Origin of the sequence: Pseudomonas brassicacearum (genome assembly GCF_918698105.1) — a bacterium.
Classification (GTDB): Bacteria; Pseudomonadota; Gammaproteobacteria; order Pseudomonadales; family Pseudomonadaceae; genus Aquipseudomonas; species Aquipseudomonas brassicacearum_F.
In genome coordinates this window covers 93,193-113,978 of record NZ_CAKKMI010000008.1, presented here as the reverse complement: position 1 = coordinate 113,978, position 20,786 = coordinate 93,193, and the positions used below count along the sequence as shown (strand labels likewise).

20 protein-coding genes are annotated in these 20,786 nt (G+C 60.0%); 4 read left to right on the top strand and 16 right to left on the bottom strand.

Features of this window, described 5'->3' with window-relative positions; genetic code table 11:
* Positions 1-641 precede the first annotated feature (641 nt).
* The 8 genes from LQ215_RS05630 to LQ215_RS05595 form a co-directional block, all read right to left on the bottom strand.
* Complete coding sequence (locus tag LQ215_RS05630) at positions 642-1,529, bottom strand: ABC transporter permease subunit (protein WP_230147801.1); 888 nt, start codon at positions 1,527-1,529, stop codon at positions 642-644.
* Positions 1,526-2,446, bottom strand: a complete 921-nt coding sequence (locus LQ215_RS05625) for an ABC transporter permease subunit (RefSeq protein WP_230147798.1) — start codon at positions 2,444-2,446, stop codon at positions 1,526-1,528. The genes LQ215_RS05630 and LQ215_RS05625 overlap by 4 nt, the downstream gene beginning before the upstream one ends.
* Positions 2,443-3,585, bottom strand: a complete 1,143-nt coding sequence (locus LQ215_RS05620) for an ABC transporter ATP-binding protein (protein ID WP_003206635.1) — start codon at positions 3,583-3,585, stop codon at positions 2,443-2,445. Before LQ215_RS05620 ends, LQ215_RS05625 begins: the two co-directional genes overlap by 4 nt.
* A 62-nt stretch (positions 3,586-3,647) precedes the next feature.
* A complete protein-coding gene (locus tag LQ215_RS05615; protein ID WP_230147796.1) occupies positions 3,648-4,745 on the bottom strand; it encodes a polyamine ABC transporter substrate-binding protein in 1,098 nt (365 codons plus the stop codon).
* A gap of 184 nt (positions 4,746-4,929) precedes the next feature.
* Positions 4,930-6,027 carry a polyamine ABC transporter substrate-binding protein gene (locus LQ215_RS05610; protein WP_230147809.1) on the bottom strand — a complete coding sequence of 366 codons (1,098 nt, stop codon included), beginning with the start codon at positions 6,025-6,027 and terminating at the stop codon, positions 4,930-4,932.
* A 216-nt stretch (positions 6,028-6,243) separates the two neighbouring features.
* Positions 6,244-7,608, bottom strand: a complete 1,365-nt coding sequence (locus LQ215_RS05605) for an aspartate aminotransferase family protein (protein WP_230147794.1) — start codon at positions 7,606-7,608, stop codon at positions 6,244-6,246.
* A 58-nt stretch (positions 7,609-7,666) separates the two neighbouring features.
* Positions 7,667-9,025 (bottom strand): glutamine synthetase family protein, encoded by a 1,359-nt coding sequence (locus tag LQ215_RS05600; protein ID WP_003206640.1) that lies wholly within the window; start codon positions 9,023-9,025, stop codon positions 7,667-7,669.
* Positions 9,026-9,065: 40 nt separating this feature from the next.
* Positions 9,066-9,842, bottom strand: a complete 777-nt coding sequence (locus tag LQ215_RS05595) for a gamma-glutamyl-gamma-aminobutyrate hydrolase family protein (RefSeq protein ID WP_230147792.1) — start codon at positions 9,840-9,842, stop codon at positions 9,066-9,068.
* A gap of 278 nt (positions 9,843-10,120) precedes the next feature.
* Here LQ215_RS05595 and LQ215_RS05590 point away from each other — a divergent pair, with 278 nt between their 5' ends.
* Positions 10,121-11,497, top strand: coding sequence for a glutamine synthetase family protein (locus LQ215_RS05590; RefSeq protein ID WP_003177396.1), 1,377 nt, complete (start codon positions 10,121-10,123; stop codon positions 11,495-11,497).
* Positions 11,498-11,783: 286 nt separating this feature from the next.
* Positions 11,784-12,416, top strand: a complete 633-nt coding sequence (locus tag LQ215_RS05585; RefSeq protein ID WP_230147790.1) for a TetR/AcrR family transcriptional regulator — start codon at positions 11,784-11,786, stop codon at positions 12,414-12,416.
* Positions 12,417-12,485: 69 nt separating this feature from the next.
* Here the strand turns inward: LQ215_RS05585 and LQ215_RS05580 are convergent, their stop codons facing one another.
* From LQ215_RS05580 to LQ215_RS05550, 7 genes are all read right to left on the bottom strand, one after another.
* A complete protein-coding gene (locus tag LQ215_RS05580; RefSeq protein WP_003177394.1) occupies positions 12,486-12,701 on the bottom strand; it encodes a TOBE domain-containing protein in 216 nt (71 codons plus the stop codon).
* A gap of 25 nt (positions 12,702-12,726) precedes the next feature.
* Positions 12,727-13,533: an aliphatic sulfonates ABC transporter ATP-binding protein gene (gene ssuB / locus LQ215_RS05575; protein WP_230147787.1), complete on the bottom strand. Its 807-nt coding sequence runs from the start codon at positions 13,531-13,533 to the stop codon at positions 12,727-12,729.
* Entirely contained in the window at positions 13,530-14,312 is a 783-nt protein-coding gene (gene ssuC / locus LQ215_RS05570; protein ID WP_230147785.1) for an aliphatic sulfonate ABC transporter permease SsuC, read from the bottom strand. The genes ssuB and ssuC overlap by 4 nt, the downstream gene beginning before the upstream one ends.
* Before the next feature lie 7 nt (positions 14,313-14,319).
* A complete protein-coding gene (gene ssuD, locus LQ215_RS05565; RefSeq protein WP_230147784.1) occupies positions 14,320-15,468 on the bottom strand; it encodes an FMNH2-dependent alkanesulfonate monooxygenase in 1,149 nt (382 codons plus the stop codon).
* 24 nt (positions 15,469-15,492) lie between these two features.
* Positions 15,493-16,458 (bottom strand): sulfonate ABC transporter substrate-binding protein, encoded by a 966-nt coding sequence (locus LQ215_RS05560; protein WP_230147782.1) that lies wholly within the window; start codon positions 16,456-16,458, stop codon positions 15,493-15,495.
* Positions 16,459-16,549: 91 nt separating this feature from the next.
* Entirely contained in the window at positions 16,550-17,143 is a 594-nt protein-coding gene (gene ssuE, locus LQ215_RS05555; protein ID WP_230147780.1) for an NADPH-dependent FMN reductase, read from the bottom strand.
* A gap of 309 nt (positions 17,144-17,452) precedes the next feature.
* Complete coding sequence (locus tag LQ215_RS05550; protein ID WP_230147779.1) at positions 17,453-18,091, bottom strand: peroxiredoxin; 639 nt, start codon at positions 18,089-18,091, stop codon at positions 17,453-17,455.
* 335 nt (positions 18,092-18,426) lie between these two features.
* Here LQ215_RS05550 and mntA point away from each other — a divergent pair, with 335 nt between their 5' ends.
* The gene (mntA, locus tag LQ215_RS05545; RefSeq protein ID WP_230147772.1) at positions 18,427-18,822 is read left to right on the top strand and encodes a type VII toxin-antitoxin system MntA family adenylyltransferase antitoxin; all 396 of its coding nucleotides are present in this window, start codon (positions 18,427-18,429) and stop codon (positions 18,820-18,822) included.
* The gene (hepT, locus tag LQ215_RS05540) at positions 18,812-19,240 is read left to right on the top strand and encodes a type VII toxin-antitoxin system HepT family RNase toxin (RefSeq protein WP_230147770.1); all 429 of its coding nucleotides are present in this window, start codon (positions 18,812-18,814) and stop codon (positions 19,238-19,240) included. The genes mntA and hepT overlap by 11 nt, the downstream gene beginning before the upstream one ends.
* Positions 19,241-19,324: 84 nt before the next feature.
* On the opposite strand, the gene LQ215_RS05535 is transcribed toward hepT, so the two are convergent.
* Entirely contained in the window at positions 19,325-20,647 is a 1,323-nt protein-coding gene (locus tag LQ215_RS05535; RefSeq protein WP_230147768.1) for an OprD family porin, read from the bottom strand.
* Positions 20,648-20,786 lie beyond the last annotated feature (139 nt).

Below are 20,786 nucleotides of genomic sequence, written 5' to 3'. Positions count from 1 at the left end.
CCCTGTGGGAGCCGAGCTTGCTCGCGATGGCGGCCTGACATTCAACCTCTTCATTGACTGCCACACCGCTATCGCGAGCAGGCTCGCTCCCACAATGGGATTTGCATTCGGCTGCGGATTTATAGGCAACCCAAAAACCCTGTGGGAGCCGAGCTTGCTCGCGATGGCGGCCTGACATTCAACCTCTTCATTGACTGCCACACCGCTATCGCGAGCAGGCTCGCTCCCACAATGGGATTTGCATTCGAGCGCGGATTTATAGGCAACCCAAAACCCTGTGGGAGCAAAGCTTGCTCGCGATGGCGGCCTGACATTCAACCTCTTCATTGACTGCCACACCGCTATCGCGAGCAGGCTCGCTCCCACAATGGGATTTGCATTCGGCCGTGGATTTATAGGCAACCCAAAACCCTGTGGGAGCCGAGCTTGCTCGCGATGGCGGCCTGACATTCAACCTCTTCATTGACTGCCACACCGCTATCGCGAGCAGGCTCGCTCCCACAATGGGATTTGCATTCGGCTGCGGATTTATAGGCAACCCAAAACTTTGTGGGAGCCGAGCTTGCTCGCGATGGCGGCCTGACATTCAACATCTTCGCTGACTGCCACACCGCTTTCGCGAGCAAGCCCGCTCCGCACATTCAGACCGGCGCGGTCTCTGCCCGGCGTACTTCCGGTTGTTTCCAGGAGTCGGCGGCGCTTTCTTCGATGGCTTGCTGGATCGCGCGCTTGCGGTTTTCTTCGGCACGGCGGCTGAAGTACCAGACCAGGAAAGTCACCAGCGACACCGCCAGCAGGATCAGGCTCGCCACGGCGTTGATTTCCGGTTTCACCCCCAGGCGCACCGCCGAGAACACTTCCATCGGCAAGGTCGTCGAGCCGGGGCCGGAGACGAAGCTCGCCAGTACCAGGTCATCCAGGGACAGCGCGAACGACATCATGCCCCCCGCCGCCAGGGACGGTGCGATCATCGGGATGGTGATCAAAAAGAACACCTTCCATGGCCGCGCACCGAGGTCCATGGCCGCTTCTTCGATGGACAGGTCCAGCTCACGCAAGCGCGCCGAGACCACCACCGCCACATAGGCCGCGCAGAACGTGGTGTGGGCGATCCAGATCGTGACGATGCCACGCTCCTGGGGCCAGCCGATCATCTGGGCCATGGCCACGAACAGCAGCAACAGCGACAGCCCCGTGATGACTTCCGGCATCACCAGCGGCGCGGTGACCAGGCCGCCGAACAGCGTGCGGCCCTTGAAGTGGGTGATACGGGTCAGCACGAAAGCCGCCAGCGTACCCAAGGCCACCGCGGCAATCGCCGTGTAGCAGGCGATTTCCAGCGAGCGCACCACCGAACCCATCAACTGGGTGTTGTCCAACAGGCCCACATACCACTTGATCGACCAACCGCCCCACACCGTCACCAGCTTCGAGGCGTTGAACGAGTAGATCACCAGGATCAGCATCGGTGCGTAGATGAACAACAAACCCAGCACCAGCATCAGGCTTGAAAAACTGAAGCGCTTCATTCCTTGCCCTCCATTTCTTTGGCCTGACTGCGGTTGAACAGGATGATGGGCACGATCAGGATCGCCAGCATCACCACCGCCAGGGCGGATGCCACCGGCCAGTCACGGTTGTTGAAGAATTCCTGCCACAGCACTTTGCCGATCATCAGGGTTTCCGGGCCGCCCAGCAGTTCCGGGATCACGAACTCGCCCACCACGGGGATGAACACCAGCATGCAACCGGCGACGATGCCATTTTTGGACAGCGGCACGGTGATTTTCCAAAAGCTGTTGAACGTACTCGAACCCAGGTCCGACGCGGCTTCCAACAGGCTGGGATCATGCTTCACCAGGTTGGCGTACAACGGCAGGATCATGAACGGCAGGTACGAGTAGACGACCCCGATATAGACCGCCAGGTTGGTGTTGAGGATTTGCAGCGGTTCGCTGATCAAGCCCATGCTCATCAAAAAGCCATTGAGCAAGCCGTTGTTGCTGAGGATGCCCATCCACGCATAGACGCGGATCAGGATCGCGGTCCAGGTCGGCATCATGATCAGCAGCACCAGCACCGTCTGCATCTCTTTGCGGGCATTGGCGATGGCGTAGGCCATCGGGTAACCGATCAACAGGCATAAGGCGGTGCTGATCAGCGCCATCTTCAGCGAGCCAAGGTAGGCGGCGATGTACAGCTCGTCCTCGCTCAGCATCGCGTAGTTGGCGAGGTTGAGCAGCACCTGCAGTTTCTGGTCGACGTAGCTGTAGATCTCGGTGTACGGCGGGATGGCGACGTCGGCTTCGGCGAAGCTGATCTTCAGGACAATGAAGAACGGCAGCATGAAGAACAGGAACAGCCAGATAAAGGGCACCCCGATGACCAGTTGGCGGCCACCGGGCGTTATTCGATCGAGTCGGCGTTTGAGTTTGCGCATGTTCATGAGCGAAGCACCACGCCGCTGTCGTCTTCCCACCAGACGAACACCTGGTCGCCCCAGGTTGGACGCTGGCCGCGGCGTTCGGCGTTGGCGACGAAGGACTGCACCAGCTTGCCGCTTGGCAATTCGACGTAGAACACCGAGTGGCCGCCCAGGTAGGCGATGTCATGGACTTTGCCGCTGGACCAGTTGTTCTCGCAGGTCGGCTGCTCGGCAGTGACCAGCAGTTTTTCCGGGCGAATGGCGTAGGTCACGGACTTGTCCTGCACCGAGGTGCTGATGCCGTGGCCCACGTAGATGTTACGGTCCAGGTCCTTGCAGGTCAGCACTGCGTGGCCTTCGGCGTCGTCCACCACTTCGGTCTCGAAGATGTTGACGTTGCCGATGAACTCGCAGACCAGCCGGCTGGTCGGGGTTTCGTAGATGTCGATCGGGCTGCCGATCTGGGCGATCCAGCCCAGGTGCATGATCGCGATGCGCTCGGCCATGGTCATGGCTTCTTCCTGGTCGTGGGTCACCATGACGCAGGTCACGCCGACCCGCTCGATGATCTCCACCAGCTCAAGCTGCATTTGCGAGCGCAGCTTCTTGTCCAGCGCCCCCATCGGTTCGTCGAGCAGCAACAGCTTCGGCCGCTTGGCCAGGGAACGGGCCAGGGCCACGCGCTGGCGCTGGCCGCCGGAGAGCTGGTGCGGCTTGCGCTTGGCGTACTGGCTCATCTGCACCAGCTTGAGCATTTCAGCCACGCGGGCATCGACCTCGGCTTTCGGGATCTTGTCCTGCTGCAGGCCGAAGGCGATGTTCTGCGCCACGGTCATGTGGGGGAACAAGGCGTAGGACTGGAACATCATGTTGATCGGCCGCTCGTAGGGCGGCATGTCGGTGATGTCCACGCCATCGAGGTAAATCCGCCCCTCGGTGGGCCGCTCGAAACCGGCCAGCATGCGCAGCAAGGTGGATTTGCCCGATCCCGAACCGCCGAGCAAGGCGAAGATCTCGCCTTTCTTGATTTCCAGGGACACATCGTCCACGGCAATCGTCTCGTCGAACTTCTTCGTGACCCGGTCGATTTTGACCAACACCTGCTTGGGTGTCTGGTCGCCCTCGAGGGCTTTCTTATAGGCGCCGGAGGCAACTGCCATTTACGAAACTCCCACAGAATTTGCAGTTCGCCCCACGCGGACGAACCTTAAGAGTGTTGACGTTATTTACCCGACTTGACCTTGGTCCAGCTGCGGGTCATGAGTCGTTGGATCTTGGGCGGCAACTCGGAGTTGACGTAGAGCTTGTCGACGACCGCTTGCGGCGGGTAAACCGCTTCATCGGTGCGCACTTTCTGGTCCATCAGTTCGCCAGCCTTCGGGTTCGGGTTGGCATAACCGACAACATCGCTGACCTGGGCGATCACCTCAGGCTTGAGCACATAGTTGATAAAGGCGTGCGCTTGCTTGACGTTGGTGGCGTCGCGCGGGATCGCCAGCATGTCGAACCAGAGGTTGCCGCCTTCCTTGGGAATCACGTAGGCGATTTCGACGCCCTTGCCGGCTTCGCTGGCACGTTCGCGGGCCTGGAAGATGTCGCCGGAGAAACCGGCGGCCACGCAGATCTCGCCGTTGGCCAGATCGGAAATGTACTTGGAAGAATTGAAATAGGTCACATAAGGCCGGATCTTGAGGAGCTGCGCCTCGGCCTTCTTGTAGTCTTCAGGGTCTTCGCTGTTGGGGTTCAGACCCAGGTAATTAAGCATCGCCGGGATCATCTCGTCGCCCGAGTCGAGGAACGAAACGCCGCAGCTGGACAGCTTCTTGATGTTTTCCGGCTCGAATAGCATGGCCCACGAATCGATCTTCTCGACGCCCAGGACCGCCTTGATCTTCTCGACGTTGTAGCCGATGCCGTTGGTGCCCCACAGGTAAGGCACGGCGTACTGGTTGCCCGGGTCGTTCTTTTCCAGGCGCTTGAGCAGCACAGGGTCGAGGTTGGCGTAGTTGGGCAACTGCGCCTTGTCGAGCTTCTGGAAGGCCCCGGCCTTGATCTGCTTGCCCAGGAAGTGGTTGGACGGCACCACCACGTCGTAACCGGTACGCCCGGCCAGCAACTTGCCTTCCAGGGTTTCGTTGGAATCGAACACGTCATACACCGGCTTGATGCCAGTGGCTTTTTCGAAATCCGCCAGGGTGGTCTCGCCGATGTAGTCCGACCAATTATAAATATGCACGGTGGAGGCGGCCTGGACGCTGACGGCGAGCGTCAGGCCGGCACCGACCAGCAAGGCGTTGCGTAACAAAGAAAAGACTGGCACGTGGAGGTCCTCTTAAATAGTTGGGCCCAAGTTGCCCCCGTTACTTGGCCAGGAAAGGCCCTGCAACAAAACCGGCGCGCAACTTACCCTCGATAAACCGATCCAGCAAAACTTTTAGTTATTTAATTGCTCCTGTTGCCGCCGCCGCGAAGGCGGCGACAACAGGAAGATGCTTCAAGCCGGCTTATTTACCGGATTTGATCTTGGTCCAGCTGCGGGTCAACAGCCGCTGGGTCGCAGGCGGCAGATCGCTGATGGCGTACAGCTTGGCCTTCACTTCGTCCGATGGATAAATGCTCGGGTCACCGGAGATTTCCTTGTCCACCAGAGCAGTGGCGGCCTTGTTGCCGTTAGGGAAACGCACGTTATCGGTGATCTCCGCCATGACTTCCGGCTGCATGATGAAGTTCATCCACTTATAAGCGGCCTCGACGTTTTCGGCATCCTTGGGAATGGCGACCATGTCGTAGAACGAACCGGCACCTTCCTTGGGAATGGTGTAGGCCACTTTCACCTTGCCGCCAGCTTCGGCAGCACGGCTCTTGGATTGCTCGATATCACCCGAGTAACCCACGGCCACGCAGATGTTGCCGTTGGCCAGGTCCGAGATGTATTTGGAAGAGTGGAAGTAACCGATCGATGGGCGCAGCTTGAGGAACAGCGCCTCGGCCTCGGCCAGTTGCTTCTTGTCCTGGCTGTCGGTCGGGTAACCGAGGTAATGCAGGGCCACCGGAATCATTTCGGTTGGCGAATCGAGGAAGCTCACGCCGCAGCTCTTGAGCTTGGCGATGTTCTCGGGCTTGAGCAGGGTGTCCCAGGAATCGATCTTGTCGACGCCCAAGGCGGCCTTGACCTTCTCGGGGTTGTAACCGATGCCGATGGTGCCCCACATGTAGGGGAAGGCGTGTTTGTTGCCTTGGTCGCTGGCATCGCCGACGGCCTTGAGCAGGTCGGTGTCCAGGTTCTTCCAGTTCGGCAGCTTGGACTTGTCCAGTTCCTGGTAGACGCCAGCCTTGATTTGCTTGGCCAGGAAGTTGTTCGACGGCACCACGATGTCATAACCGGACTTGCCCGCCAGCAGCTTCGCCTCCAGGGTCTCGTTGCTGTCGAATACGTCGTAGACGACTTTGATCCCCGTTTCTTTCTCGAACTTGGCGACCGTGTCCGGTGCGATGTAGTCCGACCAGTTATAGACGTGCAGCACTTTGTTGTCCGCCTGGACGGCGCCCGCCATCATGCCCGCCAGGGACATGGCGAGGAGGGTCTTGCCAGCTATCTTCATACCTAATGCCTTCATGAAAAAATGCTCCAGTTATTCTTCTTAGCCACAGTTCAGTAGCCGGCTCGCGGGCAACTTGAACAAGAGTGTCCTGTATCACAAATATTCGTGAAACAGGACACCAGTCTGGCAAGTTACAGGCCAGGCTTTCAACACAAGCCCAGCCTTTTATTCTCGCTGGGCGAGGCCCTTGCAGGCACCTCGCTCAGAGCCTAGCACTTAGCCTTGCAACGCACTGAGCGTCAGGTCCAGGCACTGCCGCGCCTTGGTCACCAATTCATCGATCTCGGCCTTGCTGATCACCAGCGGCGGCGCAATGATCATGGTGTCGCCCACCGCGCGCATGATCAGCCCGTTATCGAAGCAGAACTGCCGGCAGATCATGCCCACGCCCTTGCCTTCGTAGCGCTTGCGCGTGGCCTTGTCCTGGACCAGCTCGATTGCCCCCAGCAAACCGACACCGCGCACTTCACCCACCAGCGGATGATCGTTCAGTTCCCGCAAACGCTTCTGCAAATAGGGTGCCGTTTCGCTGTGGACACGCTCGATGATCTTTTCATCGCGCAGGATACGGATGTTTTCCAGGGCCACCGCCGCGGCCACCGGGTGACCGGAGTAGGTAAACCCGTGGTTGAAGTCACCGCCTTCGTTGAGCACCGCGACCACGTCGTCGCGTACGATCAGCCCACCCATGGGGATATAGCCCGAGGTCAGGCCCTTGGCGATGGTCATCATGTGCGGTTTCAACCCGTAGTAATCGGTACCGAACCACTCACCGGTACGCCCGAAACCGCAGATCACTTCGTCAGCCACGAACAGGATTTCGTACTTGGCGAGGATTTCCTTCATGCGCGGCCAGTAGCTGTCCGGCGGCACGATCACGCCGCCGGCGCCCTGGATCGGCTCGGCGATGAAGGCGCCGACGTTGTCCACGCCAAGCTCCAGGATCTTTTCTTCCAACTGGTTGGCCGCCCACACGCCGAACTCTTCAGGGCTCATGTCGCCGCCTTCGCCGAACCAGTAAGGTTGGGCGATGTGGACAATGCCCGGGATCGGCAGGTCGCCCTGCTCGTGCATATAGGTCATGCCGCCCAGGCTCGCGCCGGCCACGGTCGAGCCGTGATAACCGTTCTTGCGGCTGATGATGACTTTCTTGTTCGGCTGGCCCTTGATCGCCCAATAGTGGCGGACCATCCGCAGCATGGTGTCGTTGCCTTCGGAGCCGGAGCCGGTGAAGAACACGTGGTTCATGCCTTCAGGGGCGATGTCGGCGATGGCTTTGGACAATTCCAGCACCGGCGGGTGGGCCGTCTGGAAGAACAGGTTGTAGTACGGCAGCTCGCGCATCTGTTGGCTGGCGGCGTCGGCCAGTTCCTCGCGGCCATAACCGACGGCCACGCACCAGAGGCCGGCCATGCCGTCGAGGATCTTGTTGCCTTCACTGTCCCAGAGGTAGACACCCTTGGCGTGGGTGATGATGCGCGGGCCTTTCTCTTTGAGCTGCTTGAAGTCGCTGAACGGCGCCAGGTGATGATCGTTGCTCAGGGCCTGCCATTCACGGGTTTGCGGGTTATTGCGGGTCATGCCAATTCTCCTGTTATCGGTGAGGGCGAAGCTGCCTGAAGCAGCCCCGCCCGGCGCTTCAGACGGCAAAGAGCAGGAATTCCCGCTCCCACGAACTGATGACGCGCTTGAAGTTTTCATGCTCGGCCCGCTTGACCGCGACGTAGCCTGTGATGAATTTCTTGCCCAGGTATTTCTCGATGGTGGTGCTGTTTTCCATGCGTTCCAGAGCGTCTTCGATGGTCAGCGGCAAACGCAGGTTGCGGCGTTCGTAGCCTCGGCCCACCACCGGCGCGCTCGGGTTGATGCCTTCGACCATGCCGATGAAGCCACACAGCAGGCTGGCGGCAATCGCCAGGTACGGGTTGGCGTCAGCGCCCGGCAAGCGGTTTTCTACCCGCCGGTTCTGCGGCCCGGCATCCGGCACACGCAGGCCCACGGTGCGGTTCTCTTCGCCCCACTCCACGTTCACCGGCGCCGACGTGTCCGGCAGGAAGCGGCGGAACGAGTTGACGTTGGGGGCGAACAGCGGCAACAGCTCGGGGATGAATTTCTGCAGGCCACCGATGTGGTGCAGGAACAGATCGCTCATGGTCCCGTCTTCGTTGGAGAAGACGTTCTTGCCGGTTTCCTTGTCGATGATGCTCTGGTGCAGGTGCATCGCACTGCCCGGCTCGCCGGTCATGGGCTTGGCCATGAAAGTGGCAGCCACGTCGTGCTTGAGGGCCGCTTCGCGCATGGTGCGCTTGAACACCAGGATCTGGTCGGCCAGGGACAGGGCATCGCCATGACGGAAATTGATTTCCATCTGCGCCGTGCCGTCCTCGTGGATCAGGGTATCGAGGTCCAGTTCCTGCAGTTCGCACCAGTCGTAGACGTCTTCGAACAGCGGGTCGAATTCGTTGGCCGCTTCGATCGAGAAAGACTGACGGCCGGTTTCCGGGCGGCCGGAGCGGCCAATCGGCGGTTGCAGCGGAAAGTCCGGGTCGTCGCTGCGCTTGGTCAGGTAGAACTCCATTTCCGGCGCGACGATCGGCTGCCAACCCTTGTCGGCATAGAGCTTGAGCACTTTCTTGAGCACGTTGCGCGGCGACAGCTCGATGGGGTTGCCCTGCTTGTCGTAGGCGTCGTGGATGACCTGGGCCGTGGGCTCGATGGCCCAGGGCACAAGGAAGACTGCGTTCTCGTCCGGGCGGCAGATCATGTCGATGTCGGCAGGGTCGAGCAGTTCGTAATAGATGTCGTCTTCGACATAGTCGCCCGTAACGGTCTGGAGCAGAACGCTCTCGGGCAGGCGCATGCCTTTCTCGGCGATGAACTTGTTGGTCGGCGAGATCTTGCCCCGGGTGATACCGGTGAGGTCGCCAATCATGCATTCGACTTCTGTGATCTTGTGGTCTTTCAACCAATCGGTGAGCTGGTCGAGGTTGTTACTCATAAATGCCTCTAGGCGTGAGTTTCCTGACTGCTATTAGTCGTCAGGCGTTGTTTGACGCATCGGCGTCGCGTTGTGTTGCCCTTGCTCGGCAGGCATCGCCAAATGCCTGGAAAATCGCAAGGTAGTGCGGGTTAGAGCTTACCTCCCATTCGGGGTGCCATTGCACACCTAAAGCAAAAGCCTTGCCTTCTGGCACCGAAATAGCTTCGATCAGGCCATCGGGGGCCACCGCTTCGGCCCGCAACCCTGGCGCCAGGCGCTCGATGCCCTGGCTGTGGATCGAGTTGACCGCTATCTGTTGCGGCAGCCCCAGGCCTGCCAGTACGCCGCCAGGCTGGATAAGCACGGCGTGGGCAGGGCCGTATTGAACACCCACCGCTTGGGTATCGTCTTCACGATGATCGATGAACGTTCCGACTTCATGAACGTTCTGATGCAGGCTGCCGCCGAAGGCTACGTTCATCTCCTGGAAACCGCGGCAGATGCCTAGCACCGGGATGCCCGCCTCGACAGCGGCGCGGATCAGCGGCAAGGTGGTGGCGTCCCGTGCAGGATCATGAGCAGTGCCTGGCGCACTGGCCGGGCCCTGGTAATGAAAAGGTTCTACATTGGAAGGAGAGCCGGTAAAGAGAATACCGTCCAGGGCGTCCAGAATATCGGACGGCGGGAGCAGATCCGCCAGGGACGGAAGCAGCACTGGCAGGCCCTTGGCGGCTGTCGCGACAGCCCGGGAATATTTATCGCCACTGATGTGATAAGCATGCAGACCAATCTGCTTGGAGCAGGTGGTGACGCCGATTAACGGCAGGCGAGACATGAAGCACCCCGGTATTATTGCTGTTATGGGTTTGAATCGAGCTTAGCCTTGTTCATTTTTTTACACAACTCCCCCGTAAAAAATACAACACGGCCCGCTCAAGCCTGCGGGCGCCAAGACCCTTAAAGGGAAAAAAACGCCCTAAATTGCCTCAAAAAAGCCCTGCAGGTGCTTTTTTAGGGCAAAAAAGGCCCTGCTTGACTTCGGCATGCCGTTCGGGTTGACTGGCTTTCGAAGAGATCAATGATTGATATTTTTAACAACAAAGGTGTTGCATCATGTCGGTACCCCCGCGTGCCGTTCAGCTTAACGAAGCGAACGCGTTCCTTAAGGAACATCCTGAGGTTCTGTACGTTGACCTTCTGATTGCGGATATGAATGGTGTGGTGCGCGGCAAGCGCATAGAACGCACCAGCCTCCACAAGGTTTACGAGAAAGGCATCAACCTGCCGGCCTCTTTATTTGCCCTGGATATCAATGGCTCTACGGTGGAAAGCACCGGCCTGGGTCTGGACATCGGCGATGCCGACCGGATCTGCTATCCAATCCCTGACACCCTGTGCAACGAACCTTGGCAGAAGCGCCCTACTGCGCAACTGTTGATGACCATGCACGAACTTGAAGGCGAGCCTTTTTTCGCCGACCCGCGTGAAGTCCTGCGCCAAGTCGTGACCAAGTTCGATGAACTGGGCCTGACCATCTGCGCCGCATTCGAGCTGGAGTTCTACCTGATCGACCAGGAGAACGTGAATGGACGCCCACAACCGCCCCGCTCGCCGATTTCCGGCAAACGCCCGCATTCGACCCAGGTCTACCTGATCGATGACCTCGACGAATACGTCGATTGCCTCCAGGACATTCTGGAAGGGGCCAAGGAGCAAGGCATTCCCGCCGACGCCATCGTCAAGGAAAGTGCCCCGGCGCAGTTCGAAGTGAACCTGCACCACGTGGCCGACCCGATCAAGGCCTGCGACTATGCGGTCCTGCTCAAGCGTCTGATCAAGAACATCGCCTACGACCATGAAATGGACACCACCTTCATGGCCAAGCCTTATCCGGGCCAGGCGGGTAATGGTCTGCACGTCCATATCTCGATTCTGGATAAAGACGGCAAGAATATCTTTGCCAGCGAGGATCCCGAGCAGAACGCCGCATTGCGTCACGCGATCGGCGGTGTGCTCGAGACCCTGCCCGCGCAGATGGCTTTCCTCTGCCCGAACGTCAACTCCTACCGTCGTTTCGGCGCACAGTTCTACGTGCCGAACTCGCCGACCTGGGGCCTGGACAACCGCACCGTGGCCTTGCGCGTCCCTACCGGTTCGGCCGATGCCGTGCGCCTGGAACACCGCGTCGCCGGTGCCGATGCCAACCCGTACCTGCTGATGGCCGCCGTGCTGGCGGGCGTGCACCATGGCCTGACCAACAAGATCGAGCCCGGTGCGCCGGTGGAAGGCAACAGCTACGAGCAGAACGAGCAAAGCCTGCCGAACAACTTGCGTGATGCCCTGCGCGAGCTGGACGACAGCGAAGTCATGGCCAAGTACATCGACCCGAAATACATCGATATCTTCGTGGCCTGCAAGGAGAGCGAGCTGGAGGAGTTCGAACACTCCATCTCCGACCTCGAGTACAACTGGTACCTGCATACCGTGTAAGCGGTTGCGGTAAAAAAGAAACGCCGCAGGCCTTATGGCCTGCGGCGTTTTTTTATGGATGCTCACCCACATTGTGGCGAGGGAGCTTGCTCCCGCTGGGCTGCGCAGCCGCCCCAAAAATGCTGAAGCGGTCAACCTGAAGCACCGCAGTGACTGATTTCAGGGCTGCTTCGCACCCCAGCGGGAGCAAGCTCCCTCGCCACAGGAGTTACTCTCCTCTCAAGTGCAGGTATGGACCAGCCGCCCGCTCTGCGTACAATGCCCGGCAGCCCCGCAGGAGAGCTTCATGACACGCATCGCCACACCCCGCAAACCCCGCGCACGCAGCCAGGCCCGGATCGACAGCATTCTCGATGCCGCCCGTACGCTGCTTGCCGCCGAAGGCGTGGCCAGCCTGTCGATCTACAGCGTCGCCGAGCGCGCCGGGATCCCGCCCTCTTCCGTGTATCACTTCTTCGCCAGCGTCCCGGCCCTGCTCGAAGCCCTGACCGCCGACATCCACGCCGACTTTCGCGCCGGCCTGCAAGCACCGATCGATCATGCGGCGCTGAATCATTGGCACGACCTGTCACGTCTGGTGGAACAACGCATGCTCGCCATCTACAGCCAGGACGCCGCCGCTCGCCAGCTGATTCTGGCCCAGCACGGCTTGACCGAAGTCACCCAGGCCGACCGCCAGCTCGACCTCGAGCTGAGTGACTTGATGCATAAGGTGTTCGACCGCCATTTCGAGCTGCCGACCTTGCCCAAAGACGTCGACGTGTTCGCCCTGGCCATGGAACTGGGCGACCGCGTCTACGCCCGCTCGGTACAACAACACGGCCAGATCACCCCGCGCATGGCCGAAGAAGGCATGCGGGTGTTCGATGCGTACCTGGGGTTGTATCTGCCGCCGTATTTGCCCAAGCGCCCTGATTGATCGTTGATCGCCAGAGACCAAAAAGCCCCGAAGGGCTCACGCCGTCCGGGGCCGCGGGTCAAGCATCACTCACAACTTGGCGATAGACACCTCGGTGGATTTGACGAAGGCGATCACTTCGCTGCCGATCGCCAGTTCCAACTCCTTGACCGAGCGGGTGGTGATGACCGAAGTGACGATGCCCGACGCGGTCTGCACGTCGATTTCCGACAGTACGTCGCCTTCGACGATCTCCTTGATGGTGCCTTTGAACTGGTTGCGTACGTTGATGGCTTTAATGGTCATGGTGTCGATTCCTGTCTGGATGAAGTTATTGCGCCCAACGCAATTGCGTAGGCAAGGGTGAAACGGGTTCCGGTTCCGGCGGTTGGCCGGGCAAGGACAGCACACGGTTGAGGACTTCGGTTTCCAGGCTCGCCAGGCGATGAGAGCCGCGAACCCGTGGGCGTGGCAGGTCGATGGGCAGGTCGAGGCCGATCTGGCCGTCCTCGATCAGGATCACCCGGTCGGCAATCGCGACCGCCTCGCTGACGTCGTGGGTCACCAGCAACACCGTGAAGCCGTGCTGCCGCCAGAGGTTTTCGATCAATTGCTGCATCTCGATGCGGGTCAGTGCGTCCAGCGCCCCCAGGGGTTCATCGAGCAGCAACAGGCGTGGCTGATGAATCAGCGCACGGGCCAGGGCCACTCGCTGTTTCTGTCCGCCGGACAAAGCCGCCGGCCACTCGTGGGCGCGGTCGGCCAAGCCGACGGCTTCCAGTGCCTGCAACGCCTGCGGGCGCCAGTTGCCCTTGAGCCCGAGGCCGACGTTGTCGATGACTTTTTTCCAGGGCAGCAAACGCGCTTCCTGGAACATCAACCGCGTGTCCTGTTGCGCGGCACTCAACGCAGCCGAGCCCGCCAACAGTTGGCCATCGGTGGGTTGATCGAGGCCGGCCAGCAACCGCAGCAAGGTACTTTTGCCACAGCCACTGCGTCCGACCACGGCCACGAACTGCCCGGCCGGGATATGCAGGTCGATGTCGCGCAATACCTGGCGCGTGCCGAAGTTTTTTTGCAGCTTGCGCACTGCCAGCGGGATACCACGCAGCAGGCGCGGCGGTTGTTGGGCGGTCATGCGGCACCTCCCTTGTTCACTTGGTAGGCCGGGTGCCAACGCAGCCAGACTCGCTCAAGCCCGCGGGCGGCAAGGTCGGCCAGCTTGCCCAGCACGGCGTACAGAAGAATCGCCAGCACCACCACATCGGTCTGCAGGAACTCCCGGGCATTCATCGCCAGATAGCCGATGCCGGCGCTGGCCGAGATGGTTTCCGCCACGATCAGCGTCAGCCACATGAAACCGAGGGCAAAGCGCACGCCCACCAGGATCGAAGGCAAGGCCCCCGGCAGGATCACCTGGCGAAACAGGCTGAAACCGGACAAACCGTAGCTGCGGGACATTTCCACCAGCGCCGGGTCGACGTTGCGAATGCCGTGGTAGGTGTTGAGGTAGATCGGGAACAACGTGCCGAGCGCCACCAGGAAAATTTTCGCCGACTCATCGATGCCAAACCACAGGATCACTAACGGAATCAGCGCCAGGTGCGGGACGTTCCGGAGCATTTGCACGGAACTGTCCAGCAGGCGTTCGCCCCATTTCGACAAACCGGTGATGAAGCCCAGGGCCAGGCCGATGCCGCCGCCGATCAGGAATCCGACCGCAGCCCGCCAACCGCTGATCGCCAAGTGCGTCCAGATCTCGCCGCTGCGCACCAGGTTGACCCCGGCCTCGATCACGGCCACGGGTGCTGGCAGGATCCGCGTGGATAACCAACCGGCCGACACCGACAGTTGCCATACCGCCAGCAACAGCAGTGGCAACGCCCAGGGCGCGAGGGTGTGAATGATTTTCTTCATGGCCGCCTCAGCTCTGGGACGCGGCTTTGGGCAGGATATCGTTGGCGACCATTTCACCGAACGGGCTCACATAGCCCTGGCTCTTCGGCAACTCCGGGCGCTCCACGTCCAGGTGTGGGAACAACAATTCCGCCACGCGATAGGACTCTTCCAGGTGTGGATAACCGGAGAAGATAAAGGTGTCGATGCCAAGATCGGCGTATTCCTTGACCCGCGCTGCCACGGTTGGGCCATCGCCCACCAGCGCCGTACCGGCACCGCCACGCACCAGACCGACACCGGCCCAGAGGTTGGGGCTGACTTCCAGCTTGTCGCGACGGCCACCGTGCAGGGCGGCCATGCGTTGCTGGCCCACCGAATCGAAGCGCGCCAGGGAAGCCTGGGCACGGGCAATGGTGTCGTCATCCAAGTGGGAAATCAGCCGGTCAGCCGCTTGCCAGGCTTCGGCGTTGGTTTCCCGCACGATCACATGCAGGCGGATGCCGAAGCGTACCGTGCGCCCCAATTTCGCAGCCTTGGCCCGCACTTGTTCGATCTTTTGCGCCACGGCCGCGGGCGGCTCGCCCCAGGTCAGCACCATGTCCACCTGCTCGGCCGCCAAATCCTGGGCCGCTTCCGAGGAGCCGCCGAAATACAGCGGCGGACGCGGTTGCTGGATCGGTGGATAGAGCAGCTTGGCGCCCTTCACACTGATGTGTTCACCGTCGTAATCCACGGTTTCGCCTTCCAGCACCCGGCGCCAGATGCGGGTGAATTCCACCGACGCCTGGTAGCGTTGCTCGTGGTCGAGAAACAGGCCATCGCCGGCCAACTCATCCGGGTCGCCACCAGTCACCAGGTTGAATAACGCACGTCCGCCGGACAACCGGTCCAGGGTCGCAGCCTGACGCGCAGCCACCGTCGGGGAAATGATCCCGGGGCGCAGGGCAACGAGGAACTTCAGGCGCTGGGTCACCGGAATCAACGAAGCGGCCACCAGCCAGGAGTCCTCGCAGGAACGCCCGGTGGGAATCAGCACGCCGCCAAAACCCAGTCGATCCGCCGCCTGGGCGACTTGTTGCAGGTAACCGTGATCGACGGCGCGGGCGCCTTCGGCAGTGCCAAGGTAATGGCCGTCGCCATGGGTAGGCAGGAACCAGAAAATATTGAGGCTCATGGAGTGGTCTCCTAAGGGATCGAATTACTGCGCGTTCGCAACGGCCGCCGGCGGCGTCCAGATCACGTCCTTGACGCTCAAGGGTTTGGGAATCAATTTGAGCTGATAGAAGCTGTCGGCAATTTTCTGCTGCGCCGCCACCACTTCCGGCGTGAGAAACAACGCCCCATAGCCTTGGCGTTTCACCGCCGTCAGGGTGATGTCCGCCGGCAGGCCAAGCAGCGGCGACACCTGCTGGGTCACGTCCTCAGGATTGGCCTTGGACCACTCCCCTACTGCGCGCACTTCTTCCACCAGCGTCGTGATGACCTGGGGATTTTTTTGCGCATAGGGTTTGGTGGCGAGGTAGAACTGGTGGTTATCGACGATGCCTTTGCCGTCACGCAGGGTGCGCGCCTGCAACTGCTGTTCGGCGGCCGCCTGGTACGGATCCCAGATCACCCAGGCGTCGACGCTGCCCCGCTCGAACGCGGCGCGGGCGTCGGCCGGCGGCAGGAAAACGGGCTGGATATCGGAATACTTCAGGCCGGCATCTTCCAGCGCCCGCACCAGCAGGTAGTGGACGTTGGAGCCTTTGTTCAAGGCGACTTTCTTGCCCTTGAGGTCTTGCACCGACTGGATCGCCGAGCCTTTGGGCACCAGGATCGCCTCGCTGGTGGGCGCCGGTGGCTCGTAAGCGACGTAGAGCAGATCGGCGCCCGCGGCCTGGGCAAATACCGGCGGGGTTTCACCGGTCACGCCAAAGTCGATGGAGCCGACGTTCAAGCCTTCAAGCAGCTGCGGGCCGCCGGGGAACTCGGTCCATTGCACGTCCACGCCTTGGGCGGCGAGACGTTTCTCCAATGAACCCTTGGCCTTGAGCAGCACCAGGGTGCCGTATTTCTGGTAACCGATCCGCAAGGTCTCGGCTTGAGCTTGAGTAATGGCGCCGAGGGACACAGCCGCAGCAAACAGAGCGACCAGCCCGCGACGCAAAATGACAGTGCGCATGGCGCCTCTCCTTTTTGCAGTGGGGTTTTGGCTGCACCTGCTTGGCCGTTGGCGGCTGAGTAAGGTGAGTTGAATCAGGGGTGTTCGGGGTTCAAATGCTCCAGCGAGCACTCAACAAACGTTCGTTCAATACATTGGGGTCCAGCGGCCTGGGCCGACGGGCCATGGCGCTGAAAAACTGTTCCAAGGCCTCGTCCAGGCGCTGTTGCAGGGCCGGTGCCAGTTGCGCCTGGGCGCTGCCTTCGCCGTAAGTGATCTGGCTGTCTTCGGCAAAGATCCCGTGGAGCATTTCCTGGGCCTTGAGCGCTGACAACACCGGTTTCAAGGCGTAATCCACCGCCAGCATGTGGGCGATGCTGCCGCCGGTTGCCATCGGCAACACCACTTTATGGGCCAGGGCGCGTTCAGGTAGCAGGTCCAGCAGGGTCTTCAGCGCACCGGAAAAAGACGCCTTGTACACCGGCGTGGCAATCAACAGGCCGTCGGCATTTTCGATCTGCTGGAGCAGGTCGATCACCTTCGGGCTATCGAAACGGGCATGGAGCAGATCTTCGGCCGGGAAGTCGCGCACCTGATAGCTCACCACTTCCACACCTTGCTGCTGCAACCAGCGTTGCGAGCGCTCCAGCAGCACCCCGGAGCGGGAGCGTTGGCTGGGACTGCCACCGAGTGAGACGACCAACATGCCTGCTATTCCTTAACTGTCACGTGCGATTCGCGGAGGGCGATCTCGCGGTATGGAGCCAACCATAACAGGGGGACACATATATCTTTAAATCATATTTATTCATTTAGTTATGCAATTTAGAGATATGAAGTTCACTCTCTTTAAGCAATAAAAAAAGGCCGTCGAAACGGCCAAAACCCTTGGTGCACAGAAATCCCTTGTGGAGCGAGCTTGCTCGCGATAGCGGTGTATCAGTCGACATCGACGTTGGCAGATCCGACGCCATCGCGAGCAAGCTCGCTCCCACAGGTTCAGGTCGGGTGTGCGTCAGCGGTTAGGCTGCGGGGTCAGGCGCAGATAAGGCTTCACAGCGCGATAACCCTTGGGAAAACGCTGCTTGAGTTCCTCTTCATCCTTGAGCGACGGCACGATCACCACTTCATCACCGTCCTGCCAGTTGGCCGGGGTGGCGACTTTGTAGTTGTCGGTCAATTGGAGCGAGTCGATCACTCGCAGGATCTCATTGAAATTGCGCCCGGTGCTGGCCGGGTAGGTGATGGTCAGGCGGATCTTCTTGTTCGGGTCGATCACGAACAAGGAGCGCACGGTCAGCGTGTCGCTGGCATTGGGATGAATCAGGTCGTACAGGTCCGACACCTTGCGATCGGCATCGGCCAGGATCGGAAAATTGACCACGGTGTTCTGCGTCTCGTTGATGTCCTCGATCCATTTTTGGTGCGAGTCCACCGGGTCGACCGAGAGGGCAATGGCCTTGACCCCGCGCTTTGCGAACTCGTCCTTGAGCTTGGCGGTCAGGCCCAACTCGGTGGTGCACACCGGGGTGAAATCCGCCGGGTGGGAAAACAGCACGCCCCAGCTGTCGCCGAGCCATTCGTGGAAGCGAATCTTGCCGGCGCTGGAATCCTGTTCGAAGTCGGGGGCGATGTCGCCGAGTCTGAGGCTCATGGTGCGGCTCCTGGATGAGGTTGTTGTGAGCCCAACTTTGCACCGCTTTCGATTGCTTTAAAAAGAATGAATATCCATTTATCTAGATCGATAGTGAATATAAAAAACTGTTCACTGGCGCCCTTCCGCCTACCGGCACAAGATCGTCAGCGAGGTTCGAGAAGGCCTCGAGTTGCTGTAAAGAGGAGAAAGTTCGGGGAAGGCTACAGGGGTGGGCCAGACCCGAAACGCAAAAGCCCCGCCCGGCGTGTTGCCGGGTGGGGCTTTTTTTGTTTTGTGTCTACATTACGGAAATTATTGACGCGATTTCAGGACGAGCGGCTAGGATAGGCAACATGAACACTCATGCCTTGTTGACTCATCTGCAAAACCACCTCCCTGGACTGCTGGCGGTTTACCTGTTTGGTAGCCATGCACAGGGAACCGCCGGGCCTGACAGCGATGTCGACTTGGCTGTGCTTTTGTCCGGCGAAGTCGACCCTGTGTCGTTATGGCAGCTTTCAGGTGATTTGGCGGATATCGCGGGCAGTCCGGTGGATCTGATCGACCTACGTGCGGCAACCACCGTCATGCAATACCAGATCGTGACCCGCGGTCAGAGGCTCTGGGCCAGAGACGTACAAGCGGGGTTGTTCGAGTGTTTTATTCTCAGCGAAAAGACCGCTCTCGACGAGGCTCGGGCAGGCCTGCTCAAGGATATTCAGGAAGAAGGCAGCGTGTATGGCCGATGACGTACTGATCAACAAAGCTGCGAGCATCGAGCGTTGCGTCGCCAGGGTACGGGAGGAATATGAGAAGGATCCCGCTACGTTTGCCACCGATTTCACTCGCCAGGATTCGGCAGTCCTGAACATCCAGCGTGCGTGCGAAGCGGCACTGGATATGGGACAGCATCTGATTCGACGTGAGCGACTGGGTGTCCCGCAAAGTGCCCGCGATACATTCGAGTTACTTTTTCAAGGTGGCTGGGTGGAAGAAGGTCTGGTGAAAAACCTGAAGAACATGGTGGGTTTCAGGAATATCGCCGTGCATGACTACCAAGCCCTGCAGCTACCGATCATGGTCGCGATCATTACCCAGCACTTGGGTGATTTCCTCGCGTTCAGCGCGTTCATCCTGCGTAAGGACGCGGCGGAGTCTGCACGATAGCGGAGAACCCTATCGCGTCCCCAGAAAACGTAAAAGCCCCGCCCGGCGTGCTGCCGGGCGGGGCTTTTTTTACTTCGCTACGTCTTACATGAAGTTGTAAGTGTAGTTGAAGATCAGGCGGGTCTGATCCTGGCTGTCGCCTGCACCGCTGCTGCGGTAGGTACCCTGACGCAGGGTAGTGCCGAAGCCTTTCAACGCACCCTGCTGGATGACGTAATCCACGCGCATGTCGCGTTCCCACTCGGAGTAATCGCTTCCGCCTGCGGTGCGGGACTTGACGTCGTCACCGCGCAGGTAGGCGACCGAGGCTTTCAGGCCTGGAACGCCGAGGGAAGCGAAGTCATAGGAGTATTGACCGAAGGTGGTGTTTTCACCGGCACGGACAAACCCGTTGATCATGCTGTCGGTGAACAGGTAGAAGCTCGCGCCACCGGCACCTTCGGGACGACCGTCGCCGTTCACCACGTTGCCCTGGTTCAGGTAGACGAAGCCACCGTCATCGCCGACTTGCTGGTGACCCAACAGGAAGGCACTGCCGCCGAGGGTGTACGTGAACATCGCGCTCCAGGTCTTGTTATCGACCTCGCCCGGGTTCTTGGCATAGCCTTGGTTGTTATTGAAGACATAGCCCGCATCGCCGTTACGGCCATCCGAGCTGCTGTCGAAGTAACGCAGGTCAGTCTTGAACGACTGGCCTTCGCTGATCGGGAACACATGAACCGCGCCCAGGAAGTGCTGCTTGTAGTAATCCTGCAGGTTCGCGTAGTAGTACTGCAGGGTCAGGTCCTTGGTAACCTTCCAGTCAGCACCGGCAAAGCGGAACTGGTTGCTGTCCTGGGTACCGCCCGCCACGGCCAAACCGGTGCTGTTGCTCGATGCACGGCCTGTTGCGTGTTCCAACTGACCAGCGTTGAAGGTGACGTTGTCGATTTCCTTGGAGGTGATGGTGCCACCTTCAAAGGTCTGCGGCAGCAGACGGCTGTCGTTGGCAACCAGGATCGGCAGGTTAGGCGCCAGGGCACCACCCAGGTGGGCCTCGGTCTTGGAGAAAAGCGCCTTTACGTTACCGGACAGACGGCTCCATTCATGTACCGCCGAACCATCGGTATCGGCTGGCATATAGGAGCCGTTGTTACGCCCGTCACCCCCATCGAGACGAATACCCACCAGGGCTTGGGCGTCGATACCGAAACCCACAACACCTTGCGTGAAGCCCGACTTGTAGTCGAACTTCAGGCCGGTGCCTGTTTCGCGCAGATCCTCGCTGCCCGTTTCACGGTTGTCGTTGTTGAAATACAACGTACGAGAACTGACGGACGCCTTGCTGTCTTCGATAAAACCCGCGGCGCCTGCCTGCTGCGCCAGAACCCCAACGGCCACGGCCAGGGCCAAGGTGGACTTGTTCATGCTTCGCTCCTCTCGTTTTCTAATTCTTGTGTGTCTTTGGTTCCGGATCGAACGCCCGGATTCCGCGGATGCGCGATTAGCGCCAGACCGTGACTGACAAGTCAATCGTAACCATTTATGACTACGACTATGGTCTAAC